The organism is bacterium, assembly GCA_039961635.1.
In the GTDB taxonomy this organism is placed as follows: Bacteria; 4484-113; 4484-113; order JAGGVC01; family JAGGVC01; genus JABRWB01.
This window is the reverse complement of record JABRWB010000013.1, coordinates 20,774-45,856: the sequence shown is the minus strand read 5'-3', so window position 1 is coordinate 45,856 and position 25,083 is coordinate 20,774. Positions and strand designations below refer to the sequence as shown.

The window sequence follows — 25,083 nt, the reverse complement described above, 5'->3', positions numbered from 1 at the left end:
CACCAAGCAAGTCGGAGGGAAAGATGAGCCGTTGCCTTTTGGCGATATCGTTTTCGGTGCTGGTTCTTTCCGCCGCGCCCGCGCTCGCCCAACGCGGCGGCGAAGATCCCGCGGTCGCGTACGCGCGGGAAATGCTTATCAAGTATTATCCGAACATGACGATCGGCGACATCTTTCCGAGCCGGTACAACGAGATAACGAAAAAGGACGGGCGCTATGCGGCCGCGGTGACTACGGAGCTTTCTGGCTACTTGAAGGTGGTGGACATAAAGGGCAAGGACATTGTCGAAGTATTCGAGCGGCAGTATCCGCCCGAAGCGCTTAGAAGGCTGAACGTGACGTTCACACTCGACCGCGGACAGCACCTCATCGTCGCCTCGCCCGAAACGGCGGCTGGGAAGGAGTACGTCAATCTCGAAATTTTCCCGCTGACCAGCCGAAGACCCGCGCCGCTTTTCTCTCTGAAGCTCGTCGAAAATCTAAGCCTGGATTTCGTAGACGACGGCCTGATACTTTTGATACAGCGCTGGCCGAACATTATCAACAACGATCCGCAGATCAGGCCGGTCAAGTCCGTATATTTCATGCTCGCGTACGACTCTATCGCAAACACATACAACCTGCAGCCGCACATCACAAGGCTTCCGGGCGCTGCGACGGACGTGAGCGCGCGGCTTAACAACCAGGCGGTTTCGCAGTACGAGCGCGGCGACCTGAAAAGCGCGCGCGAGACGCTGGACCGAGTCGTCAGCATGGGCGGGCCCGGCATTTCAATAAGCAGGCGCAACCTGATTCTCGTCACGCGGGAGATTGAAAGCCTGGAAATGCAAAAGGTGGTGTCCAAAGGCGCGTTCGTCACGCCGAACTACGACGACGCGCGGTATTCGTTTTTCACCGGCAACTTCCGCGACTGCATCCTCCAGATAAGGGCGCGGGGTCGGACGACCACCGCGGACAACATGGTGATGCTGGCCGCAAGCTACGCGCTGACCGAATCGTGGGGCGACCTTGCGGGAATCGACAACGCGCTCCGCGGCGCTCCCCCTGAATTCAAATCCGAGTACGTTTCTTACATCTGCGACCTGCTGGATTCGATGAACGCGCGCGGGGAATATTTCGCGTATTTGAAAAAGCTTGAGGAACTGGACAAGTACCATCCGAACCTGATCGCGCACAAGGCGCGGCTTTTGGTCCGCGACGGGCGCGGCAGGGACGCGGCGGGAATGCTTGACGGCTACCTGGCCAAGTTCAAAATAGCGCCGCACTACAGGGCGAAGCTGTTGCTTATCCGGTGGGAAATCGCGTTCCTGCAGGGCGAAACCGGCCGGATGAAGGAGCTGGAGGACGAGCTTTGGGAGATGCCCAAGCCCGATCTTTCGTACCTTGTCGAAATGCTCAACTTCAGTCCCGAGAGAATCGAAGAAAGGGAATCGTCCTATCCGATAGAGAAATACGGCGAGCCCGACTTGAAAAAACGATTCGGCGAGGTGGTCGGTGGCTAAAATTCTCGACGGCCAGGTCGTCCGGAAGGCCGTTATTGCGGAGCTGAAGGAAAAAATCGCCGCGAATTCTGCCCGGCTGGGCGCGCCGGGGCTTGCGGTGATCCAGCTCGGCGACAATCCCGCATCCACGACGTACGTCAACAACAAGGAAAAGTACGCGGCGAAAACGGGCATCCGGGGCGAGATTCACAGGCTGCCGGAGGCGACAACCGAAACCGACCTGCACGCGCTGATCGCGAAATTGAACGCCGATCCGCGCGTGCACGGAATAATCGTCCAGACTCCGCTGCCGAAGCATGTAAGCACGGACCGCGCGCTGGCGGCGGTTGCCGCTGCGAAAGACGTGGACGGGCTGACGCCGCACTCGCAGGGGCTGCTGTGGACGGGACGGCCGGGCTTGCGGCCCTGCACGCCCGCCGGCGTGATGCGGATACTGGACTACTACAAGATAGCGCTCGAAGGCGCGGACGTCGTGATTGTCGGACGCTCGAACCTCGTCGGCAAACCGCTCGCAGCGATGATGCTGGAAAGGCATGCGACGGTGACGCTCGCGCACTCCCGGACGCGCGGCCTCGCGCACGTGTGCCGCGCGGCGGACGTGCTTGTCTCGGCCATCGGCAAGGCGGGGATTATCGATGCCCGCTGCGTCAAGCCGGGCGCGGTCGTGATCGACGTCGGGATAAACTTCGTCGAGGCAGAGGCGGCGGATGCTCCGGAAGGCGAGGCCGGTGCGGTTTCTCCGGATAATGCGGCTGGTTGTGAAACGCAGGATTCCGGGAAAAAGTCCGATGGCGGCGGGGACGCCACTGCGATGAAGCTTGTCGGCGACGTGGATTTCGCGGCTGTCGGACAGATCGCGTCTGCCATAACCCCCGTCCCCGGCGGCGTTGGGCCGATGACTATCGCGATGCTTCTTTCGAACACCGTCCAGGCATGGCTTGCCGCGGGCGCGGGGATGGGAAGCAAGGCGGTGTAGGGATCCCGCACCGAAGCAAACAAAAAAAGGCGGCGTTGCCGCCGCCTTTTGTTTATTTATTCCTGATATTTAACCCTTCGCCTTTCCGCTAACCTCCGAATCCGGGCCACCAGTTTTCGAAGTCGGCCAGCTTGTTGCCCACGGCCACCGGATCGGTGAGCGCGGCGTTTCCTCCGTGACAGCTTCCGTTCATGCAGCTGTTCGGAATTATCGCCGTCGCACCGCCGTCCAGCATGTCCTTCGACTGCTGCGGGGAGATGATGTCGAACGTGTGTGCGCGCACGTCGTAGGCGATCGCGCTTTTGGCAATTAAAGGCATATGGCAGTCGATGCACTTCGGGACTGACGACGAGTGGTGCGAATGGTTAACGAAGTTCGTTTCGTTCGCAAGGTTCGCGTGGCAGCTCGTGCAATTCGAGTTCTCGAACGGCGCGTCGGGGACGTGCGGATTGTGGCAGGTCGTGCATGCCATCTGCAGCTCGTAGTGCCTGCTCTGCAGGTAATCGTTGTACTGCTGGTGGTGGCCCAGCGAATGGCTCGATGCGGTGTCCGCTCCGTCGTTCCAGAATTCCTTCGGATCGGTAGTCTGCGTGTAAAATTCCGAAAGCGTGTCGCCGGGCTGGAATATGCCCTCTCCGTCCTTGAACGGGTAGCCCATCTTTTTGGTGCCGAGAGTTCCGGTTGATTCGCCGCGCCCATGGCAGCTTCCGCACACTTCGACCTCGCGCGCGAAATCAAGATCGTTCGCCGGATGGATGATGTCCGCCTTGTTCATGCTGGCCGCGTGCGCGGCACCGGGGCCGTGGCATGCTTCGCAATGGATGTTGTCTTCCTTCCATGCCGCCAGCCATTCGCCTGTTACGTCGTTGAATATCGTGGTCGCGCCGGTTGTGTGGCATCCGGTGCACCGGCGGTCGAACGACGCGGCTCTCCCGGCGCCGAGGCCGAACGGCCCGTTCATCAACAGCCCGCCCGTGTCCGCCCAGTCCGCCAGGTTGTAGCCCGCGCCCGCCCAGGCGGCCGGTGTGACGTTGTATTGGATTGGCAGGATGTAAATCGAGTTGCCGTTCTTCACGGTGTAGCGCTGCTTCCACTTGTCGATTCCCCACCCCATCGCGCGATGGATCGGGAACGTAACTCCGCCCATTTCGGCTTCGTACACGCCGCCGTTTTCAAGCATAGTGATATCGGCGGTCGCGCCGTCCTTGCTAACCGTCTGCGTTCCCGTCCACCAAGGCCCGATGAATTCGGACGTCGGCGGATTCAGCTTGTGGCGGTGGCGGTGCTGCTCATACAGCCCGGCGTCTATCGAACCGCCGTGGCATCCGAGGCAGGTCGAGCTGCCCACGTATCCCGCCGCGGGCTCGGGCAGCGTGATTCCGACCGATACCGGCGTGGGGACCGAGTTTTCGCCGCCGTTGTCGTCCGAAACGGTGACTAAAATCAGGTAGTCTCCATTGTAAGCCGCGCTCCAGGTCACGCTTGCGCCGGTGCCCGCGAACTCGCCGTAGTACTCGCTGTCGTCCGAATAATCATAGGTGAGCGCTCCGCCGTCCGGGTCGGTCGCGGTGACCGTTACGGTAAGGGTATCTCCGACCATCGGCGCGGGCGGAGTCACCTCCACCGAAACAATCGGATCGCCCGGATCGAGCGTCGTATCCAGCGGCGCGCTCGTTTCGCCAGCGACTCCCTCGGCGTCGTACGGAACGACCGCGATGTACCTGTTCGGCGCGGTCAAAAGCTCGACGTCGAACCGCACCGGGTATCCCTCAAGCCTGTCGCCGAACGGGACGGTCGCCAGCTCCGTCCAAGGGCCGGTCACCGAATCCGATGTGACGATCCGGTAGCTCGCAACCATGGAGAGAAAGTTCAGCGCGATGGGAGTGATGTCCGAAACGCCCACCTCGCCGTTCCCGTCGCCGTCGACCCAGGACTCCTTCGCATCGTCGCCCTGGCCGTCGTCCGCGTCCGCCTGAAAGTTGAGCGCTATCGGAGTAATGTCCGCAACGCCCACTTCGCCGTTCGCGTCGTAATCTCCGGTGTTGACGTATGTCCAGGACGCGTTGCCCGATATCGGGTCTACCGCAAGGTCGGTAACGCGGCCGTTCTGGCCGGTCGGCGCGGCGGCGATAATCCTGCCCGTGCCCTGTGACAGCTCCTCGAGCTGCCTGACAAGCTCGGCCTTAAGCGAGTCGAAAACCGCGGGATCGACGCCGTCCGGAACCGGATAGCCTTCGATTTCGCCGACCGCGACCTCGAGCGACTCGAAGCGCGGCGCGGGCGCCGCCGGGTCTCCGCCGGAATCTAGCCTGCCGCCCCCCTTGCCGCAAGCGGCCAAAAGGGCGGAAACTAAGACAACTATAAAAGCGAGAGACGCCAAACCATTTGCTCGCATATCCATCTCCTTGATGTAACGGAGGAATCCCCGATGTAAACTGGTAAACCGGTACCGATTTTATCCTTTAAAGTGAAGCGGGTCACAAATATAGCCGGGGGAAAAGCGAAATCCCAAGATTGTGAAGGGACGTACAATGAACGGCCGGTCGGCCGCAACAGGATCGTTATTGCCAGGAACTTCAAGCTGGCAACAATTTTGTCTCCCCGCGCTAAGATACCCCCTCATGCTCGATCGCTCAATCAACTCCAAGCGCATCCGCGTCGTCTCCGGCGACATAACATCGCGCGACACCGTCGCAATCGTCAACGCGGCGAACAACCATCTTTGGATGGGCTCGGGCGTCGCGGGCGCGATCAAGCGCAGGGGCGGACAGGTTATCGAGGACGAGGCGATGCGCCTCGGGCCGATTCCGGTCGGCGAGGCCGTCGTCACCGGCGCGGGCGCGCTGCCGCAACGGTTCGTGATTCACGCGGCGGCGATGGGCCAGGACTTGCGCACCGACGCGGCGCTGATCGAAGCCGCCACGCGCAACGCGCTTCTGCGATGCGCGGAGCGGGAAATCGAAAGCGTGAGCTTCCCGGCGCTCGGCACGGGCGTGGGCGGATTTCCGGTGCGCGAATGCGCGGAAATCATGCTCGCCGCGGCCGCGGCGCATCTTGCGTCGCACGATTATCCCAAGCTCGTTGAGTTCGTCCTGTGGGGGGAGGATGTGTACCGGGATTTTGCTGCGGCGCTTGAAAAGATGGAATTGAAAAACTGAAGTCGTACAGCGCCCATTCCTGGGTGCGAAACTTATATTTCGCGGCGTAAACGCCGCGCTCCCCTGGGAATTGCTATACTCCCCCCGATGCGGTTTCTTCGATACGTCGTCAGGTTCGTCGCCGCGCTGTGGTTTTTGTCCGCGGCGTTCCTTGTCCTGTTCGGCTTTTTCCGCTCCATCGGATTCTCACTTCTTTCGCTCCTCGGCCTCGGCGGCGGATTCGTTTCGGGATTCGTCGGCACCGTCGGCGGGCTGTGGGCTTTGGCCGGCGCGGTATTCGACGGCATCATCGGCTGGTTCCTCTGGCGGCTGGACGACAACTACCGCGGCTCGGTCGCGCTCATCTCGATAATCATCGGCCTTTTCGGGGCGTTCCAGATGAACATGATGGGCGTCGTGCTGGCGCTTTTGACGATTGCCGTCACCCTCCCCCCGATGTTCGCCCGCGTCTACGTTCCCGGCGGAATCGGCACTTACGTTTTCGGACTCGAAAGGCTGTTCAGAAGGCGCAGAAGGGGGTACTACCGTGTCCGATGGTAATAACCGCCCGTTCGGCGCATGGACGGCCCAGGTGCGCGCGGTCGCGGTCGCGCACCTATTCGTCGCCGCCGCGAACCTGTATATGGCCTTCAAGGTCAAGTGGTTCATGGATTTCGCAATCGGGAAGGCCGTCGAAATCGCCGCGCCGACGTTGCCCGAAATCCCGCCGTCGGAGCTGCGCGCCGAGCTTGCCGCGAGCGTCGCCTGGGCCGTCCCGGTTATCGTCGCGGTCATCGCGTTGTTTTCTATCCTCATCGCGCTGAACGGCTGGTTCCTCTGGCGCGGGCGCAACTGGGCGCGGATCAACGCGATCGTCATCGGCGTCCTGATGCTTCCCGGCCCGGCGCTGCCGTTCGGAATCTGGTTCCTCTATGTCTGCGTCGCCCGCGACGTCGCGGACACGTTCCGCAACAAAGCTGCGCCTGTACATAAATGATATAATCGCCGTTCTTTCCGATTGGCCTGGAAATTGCGCGGCGGCGATTCGCCGCCCGGGGATTCGGATGGTGGACGGATCGATGCTTCTGGGGTTTTTGGGCGCGCTGGCGGGAGTCGCCGCCGGGATTTACGCCGTGTACGACCTGATAACTTCCAAGGACGCGATTTACGAGGAGGACAAGCGCGCCAAGCTGACCACGGGAATCGTCTGCCTGTTTCTCGGAATCGGATTGCTCGTGATATTCGGCGAAGACGCGATTTACTGCCTTTCGGTCTGGTTCGGCTTCGAAGTAAACCTCGCCACACCGACGCATTGATGATCAGCAAAGCATCGCGAAAAGCGCGTTCCTGCCGCACTTCGCGCCGTCGCGCCGGTAGCTGTACAAAAGCTCCGGCGACTCCACGCTGCACTTCACCATCGTTTCGATGTTCGCGTGCGGCACGCCCGAGCCGGTGAGCTGCGCGTGCAGCGCCCCCGGCAGGTTCAGGCGGTATTTCTCCCTCCCCCCCTCCGGAGAGTTCCACACGATGCGGTAGCCCTCGTATTCCCTGCCTAGGAAGCGCGAGGCGACCTCGCCGCCGACCTCCATGCATCCGCCGCAGATCCCCGGGCCGATTCCCGCAAAAACGTTTTTCGCGAGCGTTCCGTACTCCCCCCCCATGGTTTCGAGCAATTTGTCCAGCACGCGCGCCGCCGCGCCGCGCCATCCGCAGTGAGCGACGCCGATCGCGCCGTTCGCTTCGTCGAAAACGACGACCGGCACGCAGTCCGCCACCTGGATTGTGAGCACCAGTCCCCGCGAATCCGTGCATATCGCGTCGGCCTCCGCCAGCGGCCCGCCGGGTTCTCCGGAGACGGACGACAGCGCGCCGCTCCCCGCGTGCGATGCGTATGCGACGAATACTTCCGTGCCGTGCACCTGTTTTGCGCCGGTCCAGCGGGAAAGCGGGTCTGTCCCCCCCCCATGGGTTGCGGAGTATCCGGTCGCGGTTATCGCCCCGATTGAGTAATCGCCGGTGGGCGGGGGGTATCCTGCGCGCCCTGCCGATTGGAACGTAAATCCGCCGCGGGTTCCGGCCAAAAACGCCAAGAGCGCCCGCCTGCGGTTTTCGATAACGCGCTCCGGCTCGTCGCCCGACAGGAATCCCATATTCAGCGAAGCGTAATTCCCTCCGCTCGCGCCCCCCGCGCGCGTCGTCACCGCCGCGCGCATCCGCCCGGCGAATTGCCGGAATATTTCGAATTCGAGAAGGGAAACGCCGCCCGCAGCCACGCGGGGATTTTAGCATCGGGGGCGGGTGCGCATCACCGCGCGGAAAACAGAAATACTCCGAAATCCTTCCCGGTTGTTGCCAAGGCCGCTTACCGGGGTATAATCATTCCGGAAGGGGACTTGCCGCAGGAGTTCCTGACGGACTAATTTTATTTGATTTCGACGATTGAATTAGGCAGCCTCTTCCCCCAAGGGCCCCAAACCGGCCGCGTTGATACGGGAGCATCGAGTGTTCGGCGCCGCATGGCGCGGGAGGCTTGAATGTGTATATCCTGTGCAGTTTGCGCACCGCATGAGGGAGGGTTCAAATGGTCGCGCGTTTTTTCATTCTCAAGTATGCCCTGATTCTCATTTTTGTTTTCGCTTTCGTTTCTCCGGGCTGCTCGCGAGGCAAGTCCCGCTTTTTAAACACGGGATCGACCGGCGGTGCATCGCCTCCCGCGGAAACCCGGACTTTGGTCGATATTCTGGATGAGGTTCGCTCCTTCCCGCGCCCGGATGCCGCCGACGAGGCGGTTTTCGAGTCGCTCCGCTCGGAGCTTGTGCGGCAGCTCGAATCGCGCGGACAGTCGAGGATCGCCTCCGCCGCATCGCCTTCAGCGGTGCGGGTCGAGAATCTGTCATATTTCGGATGGTCGGACGGGCCTACGCTTTTGTGGGAAGCGCGTTTGACGGGAGACGCCAACTGCGACGGCGAAGTGGGCGTGGCCGACATAACACCAATCGCGCTCCGTTATCTGCGCTTAAGCAATGACGGCCTCGAAGACGGATTCGACATGGCTGCCGACACCGACGGCAACGGCGAAGTGTCGGTCTCGGATGTCACCCCCATCGCTGTTAATTACCTTTCGACGCTGGACGGATACGCGGTCTACCGCGGCGATACGTCTTCCGGACCGTGGGCGGTGGCGGGCGGCTCGGAATTCGATCCCAGCTTGGTGTTCCCCGAAACAAAAGTTATCGAAGTGCAGGGACGGCCGAATTCGTACCTATTCGAAGACGCCGCATACTCGGGCGAAGTCCCGGTGTACTACCGGGTGCTCCCCGTTTCGGGCGGTTTGGAAGTGACGGACGGCTCGGATTTGATAATCAGATGCGACAAGGCATCATCGCTGTCGAAAGATGGCTACATCACCGAAAATATCGAGTTTCCTTCCGCTCCCGGCGGGGCGCCGTACTTGAAAAACGAAATACTTGTCGCTTTCGAGCCTGGAATTCCGGCCGAAGTTGCCGTGTTGCGCATCCTCGCGACAGGCGCAGGAGTGGAGATAGTGCGCCGTTCGCAGGCTGGAAACTTCTTCCAGCTGCGGACGACTGTCCACGTCGATGAAATGCCGGCCGATTTGTCCAAATTGGACTTGGTTTCAGGTGCGGTTGGAGCACAGCCGAACTACCTGCTTGCGGCACCGGCGATGTCCGGCTCTGCGCCAAGCTACTTGAATCCGGAGCCGGACGCGGGATTGCAGTGGAATCTAGATGGGATTCATGCGAACGACGGTTGGGAGTACGGGGCCGGCGGCGGCCTGGGAGTGGGCGGAAGCGGCGCGTCGATTGCGCTGATCGATACCGGAATAGATGCGGACAGCCACGAATTCACTGGCCGGATTGATGCCGAAAGCGTTTACATCGACGGTATCCCGGACGATCCCGGCGATCCCGATTTGAGCGGATTCATTGAAGACGAGCACGGGAATGGAACCGCGGTCGCCGCGATAGCCGCGGCCGCGCAGGACAGGGACGGGATGAGCGGCGTCGCATTCGCCACCGATTTGCTTGTCGTGAAGACCGGCTTCGGCGGACTTGGCGGAGAATGGTACATTCCGTCCGCGTCCCTTGCCGAGGCGGTTTATTACGCTGTCGCGCGCAACGCGGACGCAATCCATATCTCGGCGGCGGTGAACTGGAATCCGGGCGTCGTGGTTGAGAATGCGATCGCGTACGCGGTTGCAAACAACATTCCCGTTATATGCCCGGTGGGCGACGACGGCGCGGATGTGTCGCAATACTTTCCTGCCGCATATGTCGAAACAATCGCGGTCGGCGCGACCGACTCGGAAAACGGGGGAGCGGAATTATCGAACCACGGCAACCTCGTAGATTTATCCGCTCCGGGCCATTCGGTTTACACCGCTCAGCCGGACGATTACCGGGAGCTTTCCGGCACGGCGCTTGCCAGCGCGCATGTCGCGGGAGCGGTCGCGATGATGCGGGCGGTTGACGAATTCGGCGCGCCAAGCGCGATCCGGGACATGCTTCGCACGTATGTGACGCCGCTCGATCCGGGGCTGGGGCTGGGTACCGGAATAATCAACCTGGGGCTTTTGATGCCGAATGTTCCTGGCGCGCAGCTTACCCCGCAGGTTCCAGTTGCGATTATCGAAACCGATATGGCGGGCGGATACGAGCCGCTGACTGTGAATTTCGACGGCTCCGCGTCGTACGATCCGTGGGGGGGCTTGATCGTCGAATACGCGTGGGATTTCACAGACGACGGGACATGGGACGCTTTCGGCGCGGCCGCGCAGTATGAGTATGCGGCGGACGGTGCATACACCGCGAAACTCCGCGTAACAAGCGACATAGGCGTGCAGGCTTACGATACGGTGGAAATAACGGTCGATCCGATTCCGCCCGACATTCTGGAAGGATTCACGGTCGAGATTTCGTTCACGGAATTTCCGCCGGATATTACCGCTCATCTGACGCCGGACGGCGAAGTTGTTGACGAAAACGGCGAGCCGCTTGGCGTTCTGGATTTCACGGCAAACTACGCGTACACGTTCGAGCTTGCCGGCGCGGATGTAAGCGTATACGATACGGAATTGCAGCAGTATTTGCCTCCGGAAACTTTCCATCCGGGCGAGGAGCATTTCGACGACGCGTGGCTGTCGGATATTGCCTGGAATTCCAGCCATCCGCAGTTCGTGTTCGCATCCGGCACGGGCAGCCCGGTGGTTGGCGATGCCGGACCCGACGATCCTTACACCGCGAACCTGGCGATCAACATCGGCGGCGCGGGAGGACGGACGATGAACCTGACCGCGGATATCGGCATGGACTTTTTTGCCCCGTTCCTCGTGGGGACAGACCCCGTTGCCGTTCTGTATTCGGAAGGCGGAACCGCTGTTGTCTCGCTTTACTGCAACATGAACGAGGGAACCGGCGGAACCGAGGGACGGACCTTCGAATTGATCGCTGCCGACGATTTCTGGGAACCGGAATGGCCTAATCCTCCTGCGGAGCCGGTGTCGTTTGTTGAAGGAGCGGATCCCGACAATCTTGCGCTGGGTGAATTCGCGGTTAAGGACGAGCCGAATCTGACTTACGGAACCGCGCAGGTTCTGACATTCGTGGTCGCCGCGGACGGCGGCCCTGCCGTGTTTCGAATGCGGGCGGGAAATAGCCTCGGTCGAAAAAGCAGCATCAATCATCCTCCCGCGGACGGCGATACACCGACGGTAACTTTGCTGCTTTATTTCGAAGGCCCGGCCCCGCCCGGCGAATACATGAAGTTGAGGATTGTTCCGATTGTCGTCGACAACCAAGGCAATCAAGGAACTCACAGGATAGTGATATTCCCCGAAAATCCGCGCGTTTCAAAGTACCCCAATTACATCGAGGGGAATCCCGCCTGGGTGCGTAACACGCTGGACAGCGACGGCAGGATTTGCTGGTATTTCGATCCCTACACTGACGATCCACCCGAACCGCATACGAGAGTTTACACTTCCGACGTTTGGGAAACGGGAAGTTTCGTGCACAATCCCGCTACTTGGGTAGCGACGACGCAGCTCAAGGAGCAAGTGGACAATCCGGGACTGATTTATTGCACCGACTGGAGCGTTCGCACCTGGAACCGCACCATACTCGACACGACACAACTTCCGATGGGAACCTATTACATCGCGGTTTTCGACGAGCGGTCGGCCGAGCCAATCGGCGGGGCGAGCTTTGTTAAAACGACGATAACGGCACCGTCATCAAGTGCGCCGGAGGTGTTTGCGATCGCCGATGCGGATATCGTCTTCGACGACCAGCGCGACGGCAACCAGGACTCGCCCTGGCCGGTAATCGAGTATCCGGACTCAAACGGTGTGATGTTCAACTGGGCGGTCAAGCAGGACCCGACGCTGTTCATCGCGGCAAGCAATCTGGGTCCGGATGTGGAATTCGACAACGTATCCTTTGACTATCACGACACGTGCGTTCAACTCTTCAACGAAGAAGGCGGTTTACCGGGCAATCCGGTTCAGCGCATTCTTGGCGGTCTCACCTACGCGCCGCCGCCCAACGGCGGCGTTTCAACACTCAAACCTTACATCCAGGATTCCGAGCCGCCCCACTTTACAGGAATGCTTCCCGGAGTCGGCCAGCCGCCCGTCATTTACAACGAAAACGATATGGGTTGGATGGTATTCCCGCTAGTACAGGTCAATCCATTCATCATAGACAACGGCCGCTGGTACGTCGGAGTCGCCAAGTGGGCGTACTGGCAAACCCCACAGACCTGGATTCCGAATCCGGCCGACCCGTTTGCCATTCCGTTCTCGATTACGAATTACAGCGCATCTTAATCCGGCTTGCGCCAAGGCGGGGCGGGATTGGATGCCGGAATTGCCTGCCGCATCTCACCGCGTCGCGCCAGAACGCGCCGCTCTCGCTCGCCGCGTCGCGCAATTTGGCATAGGTGCGGCATACATCCGGCGGCCCGAACCCGCGCCCGATGCGGCGGCGGATGCGGCGGCGGATGCGGCGGCCATACCCGCGCCGCCTTTGCGGCCGCGACAGGGTTTGATTCCGCGGCCGCGGCATCGCATTAATCGGCGGACGCCTGCAAGGCGCAGTATCCTTAAATAAAACGGTCAAACCGAAATCCGCGGTTCCATTGCTGTTCTTCCTGCTTCACTTTTCACTCTTCACTTTTTCCACTTCCCTCCTCGCGCTTCCCGCTTCCCTCCTCACTCTTCCCTCCTCGCGCTTCCCGCTTCCCTCTTCCCTCTTCCCACTTCCTTCTAATCTTCGGTAGCCGCGCTAGGCGCCCGGCCTCCTATAAGCATTGATCCTTTCTTGCCTTAATCTCCACGCGCCTTCGCGACTTCGCGTCTTGGCACCTTCGCGCCTTCGCACCTTCGTGTCTTTGTGTCATCGCGCCTTCGTGTCTTCGCGGTATTTCAATTTATCTCCGCGGACATACTCGTGACACCTGTCACAATCCGGCTGGCATCCAGCATTGATGCGGCTCGGCGGCCGATTTACCGCCCGCCGCCGCGGTTATCCGGTATCCGCTTATCCTGATTTTTTCCGAAATCCGGATTCGGTTCTTGACAGGCGCCTTCTATTTCGGTATTGTAGTACCTGATTACCGCTTTTGAGGTGCGCGGCTTTGCCGGGAATACTCAAAATTTCCGAAGCGTCTTCGCTGGCCATCCACGGGCTGGGGCTCCTGGCCGCGGTCACGGACAGGCCGCTCACGACGGTCGAAATCGCGAAAGTGCTGGACGTTTCCCACGCGCACCTGGCCAAGGTGTTCCAGCGGCTGGCGCGGGCCGGGCTTGTGCGCTCGCACCGCGGCCCCAAGGGGGGGTTCTTCCTGGGCAAGGATGCAAAAACGACCACCCTTCTTGAAATTTTCGAATCCATAGACGGGCCGATCGCGGCCGAGGACGTGTGCTCGCTCTCCTTCCCGCACTGCGACGCGTCCAAATGCGTCGTGGGAAGGCTCGTCTCCGATCTTACTGAAAAGGTGCGAAGCGTGCTTTCCGAATCAAGGCTGTCCGACCTGATCGGGCTTTACCAGAACATGTACGCGGCAAGGGCTTCAGCGCCCGCCGGGGGGGGAGGCCGCCAATGAGCGCCAAATACGACGTCAGACTTCCCGACATCGAGTACATGGCCGGTCGGATCCCGTGCCAGACCGGCTGCCCCGTCCTTACCGACTGCGGCAAGTACGTCCAGCTCATCCGCGATGGCCGCTTCGAGGAAGCGTATCTCACCGCGCGCTCCCCCAATCCGCTGGCGTCCATTTGCGGAAGGATTTGCGCCGCGCCGTGCGAGGACAAGTGCCGCAGAGGCAAGTTCGGGGCGCCGGTTTCCATACGCGCGCTGAAGCGTTTCGTCACCGAGCGCTTCGGCGTGGAGTCGCGCGCGCCCGGCACTTTGCACGAGCTGGAAAAAGGCGCGGAGGAGCCGGGAAACAAGTACGCGTGGCATCTGCCGAAGCTCAAGGCGGATGCCGCGGGAAGCCTCAAGGGAAGGAAGGTCGCGGTCATAGGCGCGGGGCCGGCCGGCCTCGCGTGCGCGCACGACCTCGCGCTGATGGGCTGCGCGGTCACGATTTTCGAGGCCAGCGGGCGAGCAGGCGGGATGGCGTTTCACGGAATACCCGAGTTCAGGCTCCAGCGCGGCGTGCTGGACAAGGAAATCGCATCCATCGAAGAATTGGGCGTCGAAATCAAATACAACTCGCCGCTGACCGCGGAGCGCGGAATCGCGGCCCTCAAGGCGGAAGGCTACGAGGCGGTATTCATCGCCGTCGGAGTCCAGAAAGGCCGCGCGCTCAACTGCCCCGGAAGCGACCTGGACGGAATCGTGCGGGCGATCGAGTACCTGATCAACATCAACAACGGCTACCGCGTGCCCAAAGCGGAAAAGGTGCTGGTGCTGGGCGGCGGGTTCGTCGCGTTCGACGCGGCCAGGATGGCGCTGCGCGCGTCCGCGGCGGACGACGCGGCTTTGCCCGAATCGTCAGACATGTCGGCGGCGCTGGACGCGGCGCGGATCGCGCTGCGCGCGGGCGCGGAGGTCACGCTCGCCTGCCTAGAAAGCTACGCCGAAATGCCCGTAACTAGAAGCGAGCAGGGGCGCGAGGAATTCGAGCAGGCGATGGAAGAAGGAATCAAATTCCTGCCGCAGCGCGGGATAAAGAGCTTCGAAGGCGACGGCCGCGTGGCCAAGGCCAATTTGATAGGCGTCAAGCGCACATACGACGACGAAGGCCGGTTCGCGCCGGTTTACGACGAAACCGTTTCGGAGTCCGCCGAGGCCGACCTGGTGATTCTCGCAATCGGACAGCAGGCGGATCTCTCGTTCATTGCCGACGGCGACGGCATAGAGCTGACGCCGATGCGAACCATAAAGGTTGATCCGGAAACGCTCGCCACATCCGCGCCGGGGGTGTTCGCCGGCGGCGACGTGGCGTTCGGCCCGCGCAACCTGATCGACGCGGTCGCGAATGGCAAGACGGCCGCGCGCTCGATTGCGGAATACATCGATAAAAAACCCAGGCCGCGCGAATTCGTGTTCCGGTTCGAGAAAATCCCGACGCGGATGTACGAGCGCAGCGCGGAGTACGACCGAAGAAAACGCGTCCCCCCCCCTTCCGTGGATATCGGCCGCAGGACGGGAATAAGCGAAGTCGAAACGGGATATGACGAGCATACGGCGCGCGAGCAGGCGGACCGCTGTCTTGAATGCCACATCCAGACGGTTTACGACGCGGAGAAGTGCGTCCTTTGCAACAGGTGCGTGGACGTGTGCCCGGAAAACTGCCTGAAGTTGGTTCCGCTTGAGGACATCAAACTTGCGCCGGACGAGCTGGAAGCCGCGAGGCGTCTTTGCGGCGCGTCAAACGGGCTTGCGGCGTCCGCAATGATCAAAGACGACGAAGTTTGCATCCGGTGCGGGCTTTGCGCGGTGCGCTGCCCGACCGATGCGATGACGATGGAGGTGCTCTACTATGAGCAAAAGTGAAATCAAGCCCGAAACAGGCGGCGAGCGCAAAGCCGAATCGGGTGAATCCAGCGGCCGCCGCAGGTTTCTTGGCACAGCGGGAGCTGCCGCCGTGGCCGCCGCGTTCGGAATCCCGGTAATCATGTCGGTGCGCTCGTGCGTTCCCAACGTGCTTTACGAGGAGCCGCAGCGGTTCAAAATCGGCGGGCTGGACAAGTTCACGGACGGGCCGACGTTTATCGCGGATAAGCGCCTTTTCGTATTTCGCGACAAGAACACTTTTCACTGTATCGGCGCTACTTGCACGCACCTGGGCTGCACCGTGCAGCTCGTGCGGCTGAAAAGCGGGGAACCGGGCAACGACTACGAATTTCAATGCCCGTGCCACGGCAGCAAATACCACGCCGACGGGGTCAACTATGCCGGGCCCGCGCCGCGCCCTCTCCCCTATTTCAAAATCGAGATCGCGCCGGACGACGGCCAGCTTGTCGTGGATATGTCGCAGATTGCGGACCGCGGCTGGCGGCTCACGGTTTAGGAGAAAAAATGGCAACGACAGAAACCAAACCCGGAAACGGAAAAAAAATCAATCTTCCAAGCGCCGAAGATCTTACCTGGTCGTGGTCTCCCCGCTCGGAGCGTGAATCCGGCGACGCCATCGTCACCAACTTTTTCCTGCACTGGTTCCCGGCGAAGATTTCTAAGCGCTCGATCGCGACGAGCTATTCGTTCTGGCTGGGCACGATCTCTGCGATCCTCTTTTTAATTCTAATCCTGACAGGCGTAATTCTGATGTTTTTTTACGTACCGTCTGTCGAGCGGGCGTACCAGTCGGTTAAGGACATCGAGTACGCGATAAGCTTCGGACGTTATCTGCGCGCGCTTCACAGGATCGCCGCTCACCTGATGGTGGCGGTGGTGTTCCTGCACATGGTCCGTGTCTTTCTCACGGGGGCGTACAAGAACGGGCTTTTCGCGCGCCAAAACCGCCCGCTCAATTGGTGGATCGGCCTCGCGATGCTGCTTTCGACGCTTCTGCTTTCTTTCACCGGATACCTGCTGCCCTGGGATCAGCTTGCGTACTGGGCGATCACGGTGGGAACGAACATCGCAAAGGCCGCGCCGCTGGTGGGCGAGCAGCTTCGGTTTTTCCTCCTCGGCGGACATGAAATCGGCCAAAACACTCTTATCAGGTTTTACGTTTTGCACTGCTTCTTCATTCCCGCTTTCCTGACGATGCTTTTCCTGTGGCATATGTGGCGCATCCGCAAGGACGGCGGGCTGGCGTGCGACGACAACCTGGCGCTGAATCAAAAGGCGCAGGACGCGAAACCGGCGACATCCAAGACTTACTCGCTTCTGGGAATCACGTCCGGGCGCACCGCGCATGTCGAGGCCGCGCTCGTGGACGAAGACAAGCACCAGGTTTCGTCAGTACCCAACCTTCTCAAAAGGCTGCTGATCGTCGGGCTCCTCACTTTCGCTGTCTCTTCGCTTTTCGCCGTTCTTCTCGGCTCGCCGTTGGAAGAAGCCGCGAATCCTTTCGTTACGCCAAATCCAGCGAAAGCGCCCTGGTATTTCTTATGGCTGCAGGAGCTCGTCACGATTACTACGATTCATATCGGCAAGTTCACAGTCAACGGCGCTTTCATCGGCGGCATTCTGGTGCCGGGAATCCTACTGCTCTGGGGGATCGCCCAGCCGCTTTTGGACCGTTCGAGCGCGGCTGCGACGGGTGTCTGGTTCCATCCGGAGCGAAAAATCCACAACGCCGTTTTCATAGCCGTGTGCGCTCTCGTAATCGTGCTCACGGTAGTCGGCACATACCTGCGCGGGCCTTACTGGCATTTCTTCTGGCCGTGGGAAGCTTGGCCCGTGCATCCTCCGAGGTTTTAGGAGTCGCAAATGTTCAAGCGCGATATAGTTTTCGTATGGCTGTTTGCGGTGGTATCGCTCGCGATACTCGGCTGGGTCGTGTATCTGGATTTCGCACCGGGATACCTTGAATATCAGGTGCAGTTTCGCAATCTTGTTGCCGACAAGCTGGGGCCGGAAAAGGCCGCCGCAGTTCCCCGCGGAGTCCAGCAAATCTGGGTCAAATCCGCAAACAGGGTTGACCGCTGCATCTCGTGCCATCAGGGCGTCACTTGGAAGGGCTTGGAGGAAGCCGACCAGCCGTTCCGCACTCATCCGCCGGAGCCGCTTGCAAATCATCCGATCGAAAAGTTCGGATGCACGCTGTGCCATGGCGGGCAGGGTTTCGCAACGGAGCTGCCCGACGCCCACGGCTGGGTGGAGCACTGGGAGGATCCGCTGCTCGATACGACGCTGTCAGAGGAATACGGAATGGACGAGCCTTACGGCTTCGTCCAAATGAAGTGCAACGTGTGCCACCGCTACGACAAGAAAACGGAAGGCGCGGATTTGATCAACCGCGCGAAGGAACTTGTCAACGCAAAGGGCTGCCGCGCGTGTCACACGATAAACGGCCGCGGTGGAACAATCGGCCCCGACCTGACGAAAATCGGTGAAAAGACGGGCGAGCAATACGACTATTCGAGGCTTACGACGTTTCCGTCGGTATTCGCCTGGCAGGTGGGGCACTTGCAGGATCCAAAGAGCTATTCGCCGGACACGGTGATGCCGGACTTCGGATTCGACTCGAAGGACGCGCAGGCGCTGTCGCTTTTGCTTCTTTCATGGAGGGAAGAGCCGCTTCCCGCCGAGCTTTTGCCGGGCGCGAAGCTAAGCGACAAGGCCACTCCTGAAGAAGCTGAAAAGGAGCGCCTGATGCGTGAGGGCGAAGGAAAGTTCTTTGTCGAGAAAACGTGCTTCATCTGCCACGACGTATCGAGTTTGGGAATCGAATCGGCCACGAAAATCGGCCCGGATCTGGCGATAGCCGTCGAGGACGCGCCGCGAAGATTCGGAGTGACGCTCGACGAATTCCTGATGAATCCGACCGGCACGATGTCGGTTGTCCTGTCGAAGCAAATCGTCCTAACGGACGATGAAAAGCGCGAGGCGATCAGGCTTTTGAAGGTCGCCCACGAAAAGCATGTCGCGGCCAAGGCCGCTAACAAAGGTTTGAATCCGGAGGGCGAATCCATTGCGCCCCCCGGCAATTAATTTCAGGAGGTTAACGGAGATGGTTAAGCATGTATTTTCCAAAGCCGGCTTGGGGTGGACGGCGGCAGCCGTTGCGCTTGTCGCAATCCTCCTCTTCGCTTGTCAGGGAGGGGGGGGAGGCAAGGAAGGCGGACGCGCCGGCCGCGGCATAACGACCGGAAGCGCGGGCGACGCCGCGTCCGCGACATACGTTCCGCCGGGCGACCTGGACAAGTATTACCTGTTTTATTCGGGCGGCCATTCCGGAAACATCTACGTCGCGGGAATTCCCTCGATGAGGCATATTTCGACGATTCCGGTGTTTACGCCCTATCCGGCGACGGGATACGGATTCGACGACGAATCCAAAGCGATGCTGGGCGGTTACACCTGGGGCGACTGCCACCATCCGTCCATTTCCAAGACGAACGGCGAATACGACGGCCGCTGGCTGTTCATCAACGAGAACGCGAACAACCGCGTCGCCAGGATTGACCTGCGCGATTTCAAAACCAAGCAGATTTTCGGCCCGATTCCGAACCTGTCCGGAAACCACGGCAGCGCGTTCGTGACTGCGAACACGGAATACGTGACTTACGCATCGAGATTCAGCGTGCCGGTGCCGCGCGGCACCTACGCGTCCATTGATCAGTACGCGTCAAGCTACAAGGGCGTCGTCGGCTGCCTGAAGGTCGATCCGAACACGGGCGAAATGTCGAACGGATTTCAGATTCTTACGCCCCCGTTCAACTGGGATCTAGGCTCCACCGGGCGCGGTCCGTCGGCGGACTGGGTTGCGTGGACGTGCTACAACTCCGAGCGCGCGACCGGCGAGCTTGAAAAGACGGCGGGAGCGAACGACCGCGACTACGCGATAGTCGTCAACTGGCGCGAGGCGGCCGCGGCCGCCGCGTCCGGCAAGGGGAAGGACATCGGCGGCGTGCCGGTATTGGATCCAAAAGAAGTGCCCGGGCTTTGCTACCTCGTTCCCGTTCCAAAAAGCCCGCACGGCGTGGACTTCGGACCGGACGGCACATATTTCGTGACTAGCGGCAAGCTGGAGGCGGTAACCACGGTTTACAGCTTCCAGAAGCTGCAGGACGCGATCGCGGCGAAAAAATTCACCGGCGAAGAAGACGGCATTCCGGTTTTGGACTATGACGCGGTAATCGACCGCGAAGTGCAGATCGGCCTAGGCCCGCTTCACACGCAGTACGACGACAAGGGATATGCATACACAAGCTTGTTCATCGACAGCGCCATCGCAAAGTGGGATCCGAAAACCGGCGAAGTGCTCGATACCATTCCCGTCGCGTACAACATCGGCCACCTGATGGTTCCGGGCGGCGACTCAAGCAAGCCGTACGGCGAGTACGTGGTTGCTCTGAACAAGCTTTCGCATGGAAGGCATTTGAACGTCGGTCCCAGCCAGCCGGAATCGAGCCAGCTCATTGACATCACCGGCGACAAGATGAAGCTGCTTTACGACGCGTTCACGGAGCCGGAGCCGCACTACGCGGAAGCATGCCCGGCGGAGCTTCTGAAGCCGATCGAGGTGTATCCAAAAGAAGAAAACAAGGATCCGATGGCGGTCTGGGACATCAAGGACGCGGGAATCACGCGCAACGGAAACGTCGTGGACGTGAAGATGGTGATGGTGCGCTCGACTTTGTATCCGACCGCGATCGAGGTCAACAAGGGCGACACCGTCAAGATTCACATGACGAACATCGAGCAGACGACGGACGAGCTGCATGGATTCGCGATCAACCTTTACAACATCAACCTGGTCGTGGATCCGGGGGAAACCAAGCACGTCACGTTCACCGCGGACAAGCAGGGCGTTTTCCCGTTCTACTGCACGAATTTCTGCTCGGCGCTTCACCAGGAGATGCAGGGGTATTTCCTGGTCAAGTAACACTGCGGGGCAGCGGCGATGCCGCTCAAAGGAAAGTGATTCAGGTGAAAACCAGGCTGGAAGCGTATCAGGAGTTTTTGGAAAGACCTATAGCGGGGGTTGCGCGCGTCATCCTGTTTATATCCGTTTTTTCGGTGATCTGGGTGTTCCGGGAGCCTCTCTGGACGATGTCGTTCGAGAGCAACCAGTATCCCGATCCGCTTAAGATGGCGATTCACATCAACCATCTTGAAGGTCAGAAAACCGAAATGAGGGACGATCTGCGGGAGATCAACTCGCTCAACCACTATATCGGGATGCGGCCGCTTCTCGAAAGCGACTTCTCCGAATTCCTGTGGCTTCCGTTCGCCGTGGGATTTTTCGTAATCGTCATCCTGCGCGCGCTCGTATTGGGAAACCTGCGCGATCTGGTGGATATTTTCGTTCTTTACACCTACTTCGGGTTGTTTTCCGCGTGGACGTTTTACAACAGGCTGTACCAGTGCGGACACAACTTATCGCCGGAAGCCCCGATAAAGATTGAGCCCTTCACTCCGCCTATTTACGGCAGGGTTAAGGTGGCAAATTTCTGGGTCGAGAGTTTTCCCGGGGGGGGGAGCTACGCGCTTGCCGCGTTCGGAGCCATGATTTTCCTCGCGTTCGCGGTTGCGCTGCTCATGGCTTGGCGACGGGCAAGGCGCGAGCGTAAGGCCGCCGCGCCGGGTGCGTGAATGGCAAAGCTAAAGGTTCTCCTCAAGGGACTGGGCGGGGCGCTCATGCTGGCATGGGCGCTCCCGCCCGCTGTTTCTCCGGCGCAAGGCGCGACTCTTGAGGTGGGTGCGGGAGCGCGGTTCTCGACCATCGCGGAAGCGATTGCGGCGGCCGCGCCGGGCGACGAGATTTCCGTCGGGCCGGGCGAGTACCGCGGCAATCTTGTGGTGGACAAGGCGCTCTCGATAACCGGAACCGGAATGCCGAAAATCATCGGAGAGGGCAAGGGCACGGTTGTCCTGATCAAGGCCGACGGCGTGAGGATAAGTGGCTTCGAGATATCCGGCTCGGGGCTGGATATGATGAAAAGCAACGCCGGCGTCGGCATCCGCGCCGACAGGGCCGTTGTCGCCGGAAACAGGATAATCGGCAACCTGTTCGGCGTTTATTTCGCCGGCTCGGATTTTTCAGTGGTCGAAAACAACGTCGTCGTGGGTCGAAAGGAATTCGAGGAATCGCGTCGCGGCCCGGGGATACACCTTTTCGACTCGCGGGACAATATTGTGCGCGGGAACGACGTGAGCTACGTCCGGGACGGAGTTTATTTCGATCACGCGGATCGAAACTTGGTGGTCCAAAACAAGTTTTATGAGCTTCGCTACGGCGTTCATTACATGTTTTGCGGGGAGAATTCGTTCCGCGACAACGTTTTCCGAGACAGCACAGGGGGGGTGGCGATCATGTACACGGAGCGCGTGGAGCTGTCCGGGAATTACATTTACAACAACCGCAAAAGCCACAACTCGTTTGGAATTCTTTTGAAGGACTGCCTTGACTGCACGGCCGAGAAAAACGCGGTCGTGAACAACGGAACGGGCATCCTGATGGACAACTCGCATCGGAATTTGATTTCGTCCAACCTCGTCGCGTACAACGACGTTGCGGTGCAGCTTTTCGCAAGCTCTCTGGAAAACGGATTTTCGAAAAACGACTTTGTCGGCAATCTCGCCGTATTGCACACCGTGGGACGCGCGAAGGCGGACTGGTCGCCGGGGGGCGCGGGGAATTTTTATTCGGACGCGCCCGCGTACGATTTGGACGGCGACGGCGCGGGCGACGTGCCGCACAGGCTGCAGGACGCGTTCGAATATCTGGAAGGCAATCATCCGCTGCTTCGGATTTACCTGGGGGGGGCTGCTGCGGACGCGCTCGCGCTGGCTGAACGCGCGTTCCCCGTGATCGAATCGAGCGACCAGTACGACGACGCGCCTATGGTGCGGCCGGTCAGCGGGGTGGAATTCGACGCGGCGGGGCGGGACGAAACGCGGACCGCGGAAAAGGGGATTCCCGCCGCGCTTTCCGGGCTTGCGTTTCTGTTAGCGGGCTTCCTTTCCTGGAGGCTGAGACGATGATGAACGCTGTTGAAGTATCGGGAATCGTCAAGTCGTTCGGCGCGGTGCGCGCGGTGGACGGCGTTTCGTTTTCGGTCGCGCCCGGCGAAAGCGTGGTGCTTCTCGGGCCGAACGGCAGCGGCAAGTCAACGACGATAAAATGCGCCGCGGGTCTGCTTGGCGCGGATTCGGGCGACGTGAGGATAATGGGAGCGAATCCGCGCCGCGACAAAAAGCGCGCGCTGTCGAATCTGGCGTTTCTTCCCCAGACCGCGGCGTTTCCGGCTAACCTTACGGCGGTTGAGATTGTCGAGTTTCATGCGCTGTTGCGCGGGCGCGACAAAAGCGCGGCCGCGGCCGCGCTCGCGGAAGCCGGAATCGCGAACGAAGCAGCGACGCGCCCGTGCGGAACCTATTCCGGCGGGATGCGCCAGCGACTCTCGCTTGCGGTCGCGTCGGTATCCGGCGCGCCGGTGATGCTTCTTGACGAGCCCACGGCCAATCTCGATCCCGAAGCCGCGATCGCGTTCCGGCGGGTCGCGCGCAACTGGCGCGACGCGGGAAAGGCGCTTCTGATTTCGACGCACGTTCTTTCCGACGTCGAACAGCTTGCGGACCGCGTCGTGATTCTCGTCGGCGGAAAGGCCGTCGCATCGGTGACGATAGGCGATTTAAGGACGAAGCTGCAGCACTTCGCGCGGCTGCGCGTGGACGTGGGCAAGCCGTCCGACCTGCATGTGGCCGCAGCGCTGGAGTGCGGCGCGACCCAGGCGAAACTCAACTCGCACGCGGTGCTCATCACCGCGCCGGTCGAGCGCAGGCTCGCGATACTGGAGCGGCTTTCCTCGCTCGGAATCGTCAACCGGTTCGAGACCGAGGAGCCGTCGCTGGAAGACGTTTACATAGATTACGTCCGGGGGGCGAACAATGGCTAGACTGCCTGAAGCGGCGAAATTCGCGATGCTCGGTCTGGCCGCGGCGGTCGCCGCGTTTGCCGTGTCCTGCGCGGGGGGGAAGCCAAAACCGGTCGAAATCGTCCTGTCGGAAGACGCATGCGCGCACTGCCGGATGGCGGTGACCGAGCGCAAGTTCGCCGCGGAAGCCGTCTCGCCCGACGGGGTGGCGAGTTACTTCGACGACATCGGCTGCCTAGCGCGCTGGTACAGCGATGGACGGGCAAAGCCCGGCAGCGCGATTTACGTCGTGGATTTCCAGACCGGCGAGTGGCTGGACGCCGAGGCCGCGACTTACCTAGTCTCATCGAAAATTCCTACGCCGATGAGCTTCGGGATAATCGCGTTCGGCTCACAGCAGGCCGCATCCGCAAGCGAATACGCCGCCAACGCGCAGATAACCGGATGGGATGGAATTCTGGCGGACGCCGCGAATCCCGCGGCAAGCGCGCCGGAGGTGAAGCAGGATGAATAAAGCCAGCGCAAAAACGATCGCGCTTATCGCGCGCCAGGAACTCCGCATCGTCCTTCGCAACAGGTGGACCGCGGTTTACGCCGCGGTGTTCGCCGCGCTCACGTTCGCGATCAGCTACTTCGGTCTCGCTGTCGTCGAAAAGGCGGGATTCCAGGAGTTCGACCGCACCGCGGTCAGCCTGCTCAACCTGGTGCTTTACATCGTTCCGCTCGCGTCGATGCTTCTCGCGGTGCAGAGCCTTTCGTCCGAAGCCGGCTCGACGGACCGACTTTTCACCGAGCCGGTTACAGCGGCGGAAATAATACTGGGCAAGGCGGCGGGGCTGTCCGTCGCGCACATCCTCTCGGCGCTCGCGGGATTCGGATTCACGGGAATATTCATCGCCATCAAAGCCGGCCTTTTCGGATTCTCCGCTTACGCGATTCTTGTCGCTTTCACCATTGCCATCGGCGTCGTTTTCATTGCGCTGGCCTGCCTGCTGTCGGTCGCGGCGGGGCGCGGCCCGCGCGCGTACGCGGCCGTGCTTGTCGCATGGTTCGTTTCGGTCATCGTGTTCGATCTCGCGGTCATCGGGATTTCGCTGGCGCTGCCGGAGGGCTACGCAAACCGCACCGCGCTGGCGGGCGTCTTTCTGAATCCGGTGGATGCGACCCGCGTCGCCGCGCTACTCGCGATTTCGGGCAAGGAGATGTTCGGCGCGGCCGGCGCGCTTTTGGTGCGCTCGCTTCACGGCGCGGCCGCGGCCGTGGCGCTTTTGTGCGCGGCGCTGGCCGCGTGGACCGCGGTTTCGCTCGCGGCGGCATCCGCGCTTCTCGCGCGTCAGGACGCGTGATTGCTTCATCGGAAAGTGCAATCGCAGTTTGCAAATAACGCCGGTGTTTTCCGGATGCGGTTTTCTCTAATTTCGCTGATTGTTTTTCAACCTCCCGCGC

General features: G+C 60.7%; 20 protein-coding genes. 18 read left to right on the top strand and 2 right to left on the bottom strand.

Annotated features, from left to right (window positions below; all coding sequences use genetic code 11):
* Positions 1-23 precede the first annotated feature (23 nt).
* The gene (locus tag HRF49_02425) at positions 24-1,502 is read left to right on the top strand and encodes a hypothetical protein (protein MEP0813505.1); all 1,479 of its coding nucleotides are present in this window, start codon (positions 24-26) and stop codon (positions 1,500-1,502) included.
* Position 1,503: 1 nt separating this feature from the next.
* Positions 1,504-2,478, top strand: coding sequence for a bifunctional 5,10-methylenetetrahydrofolate dehydrogenase/5,10-methenyltetrahydrofolate cyclohydrolase (locus HRF49_02420; GenBank protein MEP0813504.1), 975 nt, complete (start codon positions 1,504-1,506; stop codon positions 2,476-2,478).
* An 88-nt stretch (positions 2,479-2,566) separates the two neighbouring features.
* Here HRF49_02420 and HRF49_02415 read toward each other — a convergent pair whose 3' ends face one another.
* Positions 2,567-4,873 carry a hypothetical protein gene (locus HRF49_02415; GenBank protein MEP0813503.1) on the bottom strand — a complete coding sequence of 769 codons (2,307 nt, stop codon included), beginning with the start codon at positions 4,871-4,873 and terminating at the stop codon, positions 2,567-2,569.
* Between the two features lie 226 nt (positions 4,874-5,099).
* On the opposite strand from HRF49_02415, the gene HRF49_02410 reads away from it, so the two are divergent.
* The 4 genes from HRF49_02410 (at position 5,100) to HRF49_02395 (ending at position 6,931) form a co-directional block, all read left to right on the top strand.
* Positions 5,100-5,636 carry a macro domain-containing protein gene (locus HRF49_02410; protein ID MEP0813502.1) on the top strand — a complete coding sequence of 179 codons (537 nt, stop codon included), beginning with the start codon at positions 5,100-5,102 and terminating at the stop codon, positions 5,634-5,636.
* 87 nt (positions 5,637-5,723) lie between these two features.
* On the top strand, positions 5,724-6,176 hold the full coding sequence (locus tag HRF49_02405; protein MEP0813501.1) for a hypothetical protein: 453 nt from the start codon (positions 5,724-5,726) through the stop codon (positions 6,174-6,176).
* Positions 6,163-6,612 carry a hypothetical protein gene (locus tag HRF49_02400; protein MEP0813500.1) on the top strand — a complete coding sequence of 150 codons (450 nt, stop codon included), beginning with the start codon at positions 6,163-6,165 and terminating at the stop codon, positions 6,610-6,612. The genes HRF49_02405 and HRF49_02400 overlap by 14 nt, the downstream gene beginning before the upstream one ends.
* A 67-nt stretch (positions 6,613-6,679) precedes the next feature.
* Positions 6,680-6,931, top strand: a complete 252-nt coding sequence (locus HRF49_02395; protein ID MEP0813499.1) for a hypothetical protein — start codon at positions 6,680-6,682, stop codon at positions 6,929-6,931.
* 3 nt (positions 6,932-6,934) lie between these two features.
* On the opposite strand, the gene HRF49_02390 is transcribed toward HRF49_02395, so the two are convergent.
* Positions 6,935-7,888 carry a laccase domain-containing protein gene (locus HRF49_02390; GenBank protein MEP0813498.1) on the bottom strand — a complete coding sequence of 318 codons (954 nt, stop codon included), beginning with the start codon at positions 7,886-7,888 and terminating at the stop codon, positions 6,935-6,937.
* Between the two features lie 308 nt (positions 7,889-8,196).
* Here HRF49_02390 and HRF49_02385 point away from each other — a divergent pair, with 308 nt between their 5' ends.
* The 12 genes from HRF49_02385 (at position 8,197) to HRF49_02330 (ending at position 24,983) form a co-directional block, all read left to right on the top strand.
* Positions 8,197-12,462 carry a S8 family serine peptidase gene (locus tag HRF49_02385; GenBank protein MEP0813497.1) on the top strand — a complete coding sequence of 1,422 codons (4,266 nt, stop codon included), beginning with the start codon at positions 8,197-8,199 and terminating at the stop codon, positions 12,460-12,462.
* Between the two features lie 794 nt (positions 12,463-13,256).
* Positions 13,257-13,739 carry an Rrf2 family transcriptional regulator gene (locus tag HRF49_02380; protein ID MEP0813496.1) on the top strand — a complete coding sequence of 161 codons (483 nt, stop codon included), beginning with the start codon at positions 13,257-13,259 and terminating at the stop codon, positions 13,737-13,739.
* A 38-nt stretch (positions 13,740-13,777) separates the two neighbouring features.
* Entirely contained in the window at positions 13,778-15,637 is a 1,860-nt protein-coding gene (locus tag HRF49_02375; GenBank protein MEP0813495.1) for an FAD-dependent oxidoreductase, read from the top strand.
* Complete coding sequence (locus HRF49_02370; GenBank protein MEP0813494.1) at positions 15,624-16,154, top strand: ubiquinol-cytochrome c reductase iron-sulfur subunit; 531 nt, start codon at positions 15,624-15,626, stop codon at positions 16,152-16,154. Before HRF49_02375 ends, HRF49_02370 begins: the two co-directional genes overlap by 14 nt.
* 8 nt (positions 16,155-16,162) lie before the next feature.
* Entirely contained in the window at positions 16,163-17,512 is a 1,350-nt protein-coding gene (locus HRF49_02365; protein MEP0813493.1) for a cytochrome b N-terminal domain-containing protein, read from the top strand.
* Positions 17,513-17,521: 9 nt separating this feature from the next.
* Positions 17,522-18,745, top strand: coding sequence for a c-type cytochrome (locus HRF49_02360; protein MEP0813492.1), 1,224 nt, complete (start codon positions 17,522-17,524; stop codon positions 18,743-18,745).
* 19 nt (positions 18,746-18,764) lie between these two features.
* Complete coding sequence (gene nosZ, locus HRF49_02355) at positions 18,765-20,642, top strand: Sec-dependent nitrous-oxide reductase (protein MEP0813491.1); 1,878 nt, start codon at positions 18,765-18,767, stop codon at positions 20,640-20,642.
* A gap of 35 nt (positions 20,643-20,677) precedes the next feature.
* Positions 20,678-21,352, top strand: coding sequence for a hypothetical protein (locus HRF49_02350; protein ID MEP0813490.1), 675 nt, complete (start codon positions 20,678-20,680; stop codon positions 21,350-21,352).
* Positions 21,353-22,744 carry a nitrous oxide reductase family maturation protein NosD gene (gene nosD, locus HRF49_02345; protein MEP0813489.1) on the top strand — a complete coding sequence of 464 codons (1,392 nt, stop codon included), beginning with the start codon at positions 21,353-21,355 and terminating at the stop codon, positions 22,742-22,744.
* Entirely contained in the window at positions 22,741-23,658 is a 918-nt protein-coding gene (locus HRF49_02340; protein ID MEP0813488.1) for an ABC transporter ATP-binding protein, read from the top strand. The genes nosD and HRF49_02340 overlap by 4 nt, the downstream gene beginning before the upstream one ends.
* Positions 23,651-24,151, top strand: a complete 501-nt coding sequence (locus HRF49_02335) for a nitrous oxide reductase accessory protein NosL (GenBank protein MEP0813487.1) — start codon at positions 23,651-23,653, stop codon at positions 24,149-24,151. Before HRF49_02340 ends, HRF49_02335 begins: the two co-directional genes overlap by 8 nt.
* Positions 24,144-24,983 carry an ABC transporter permease subunit gene (locus HRF49_02330; GenBank protein MEP0813486.1) on the top strand — a complete coding sequence of 280 codons (840 nt, stop codon included), beginning with the start codon at positions 24,144-24,146 and terminating at the stop codon, positions 24,981-24,983. The genes HRF49_02335 and HRF49_02330 overlap by 8 nt, the downstream gene beginning before the upstream one ends.
* Positions 24,984-25,083 lie beyond the last annotated feature (100 nt).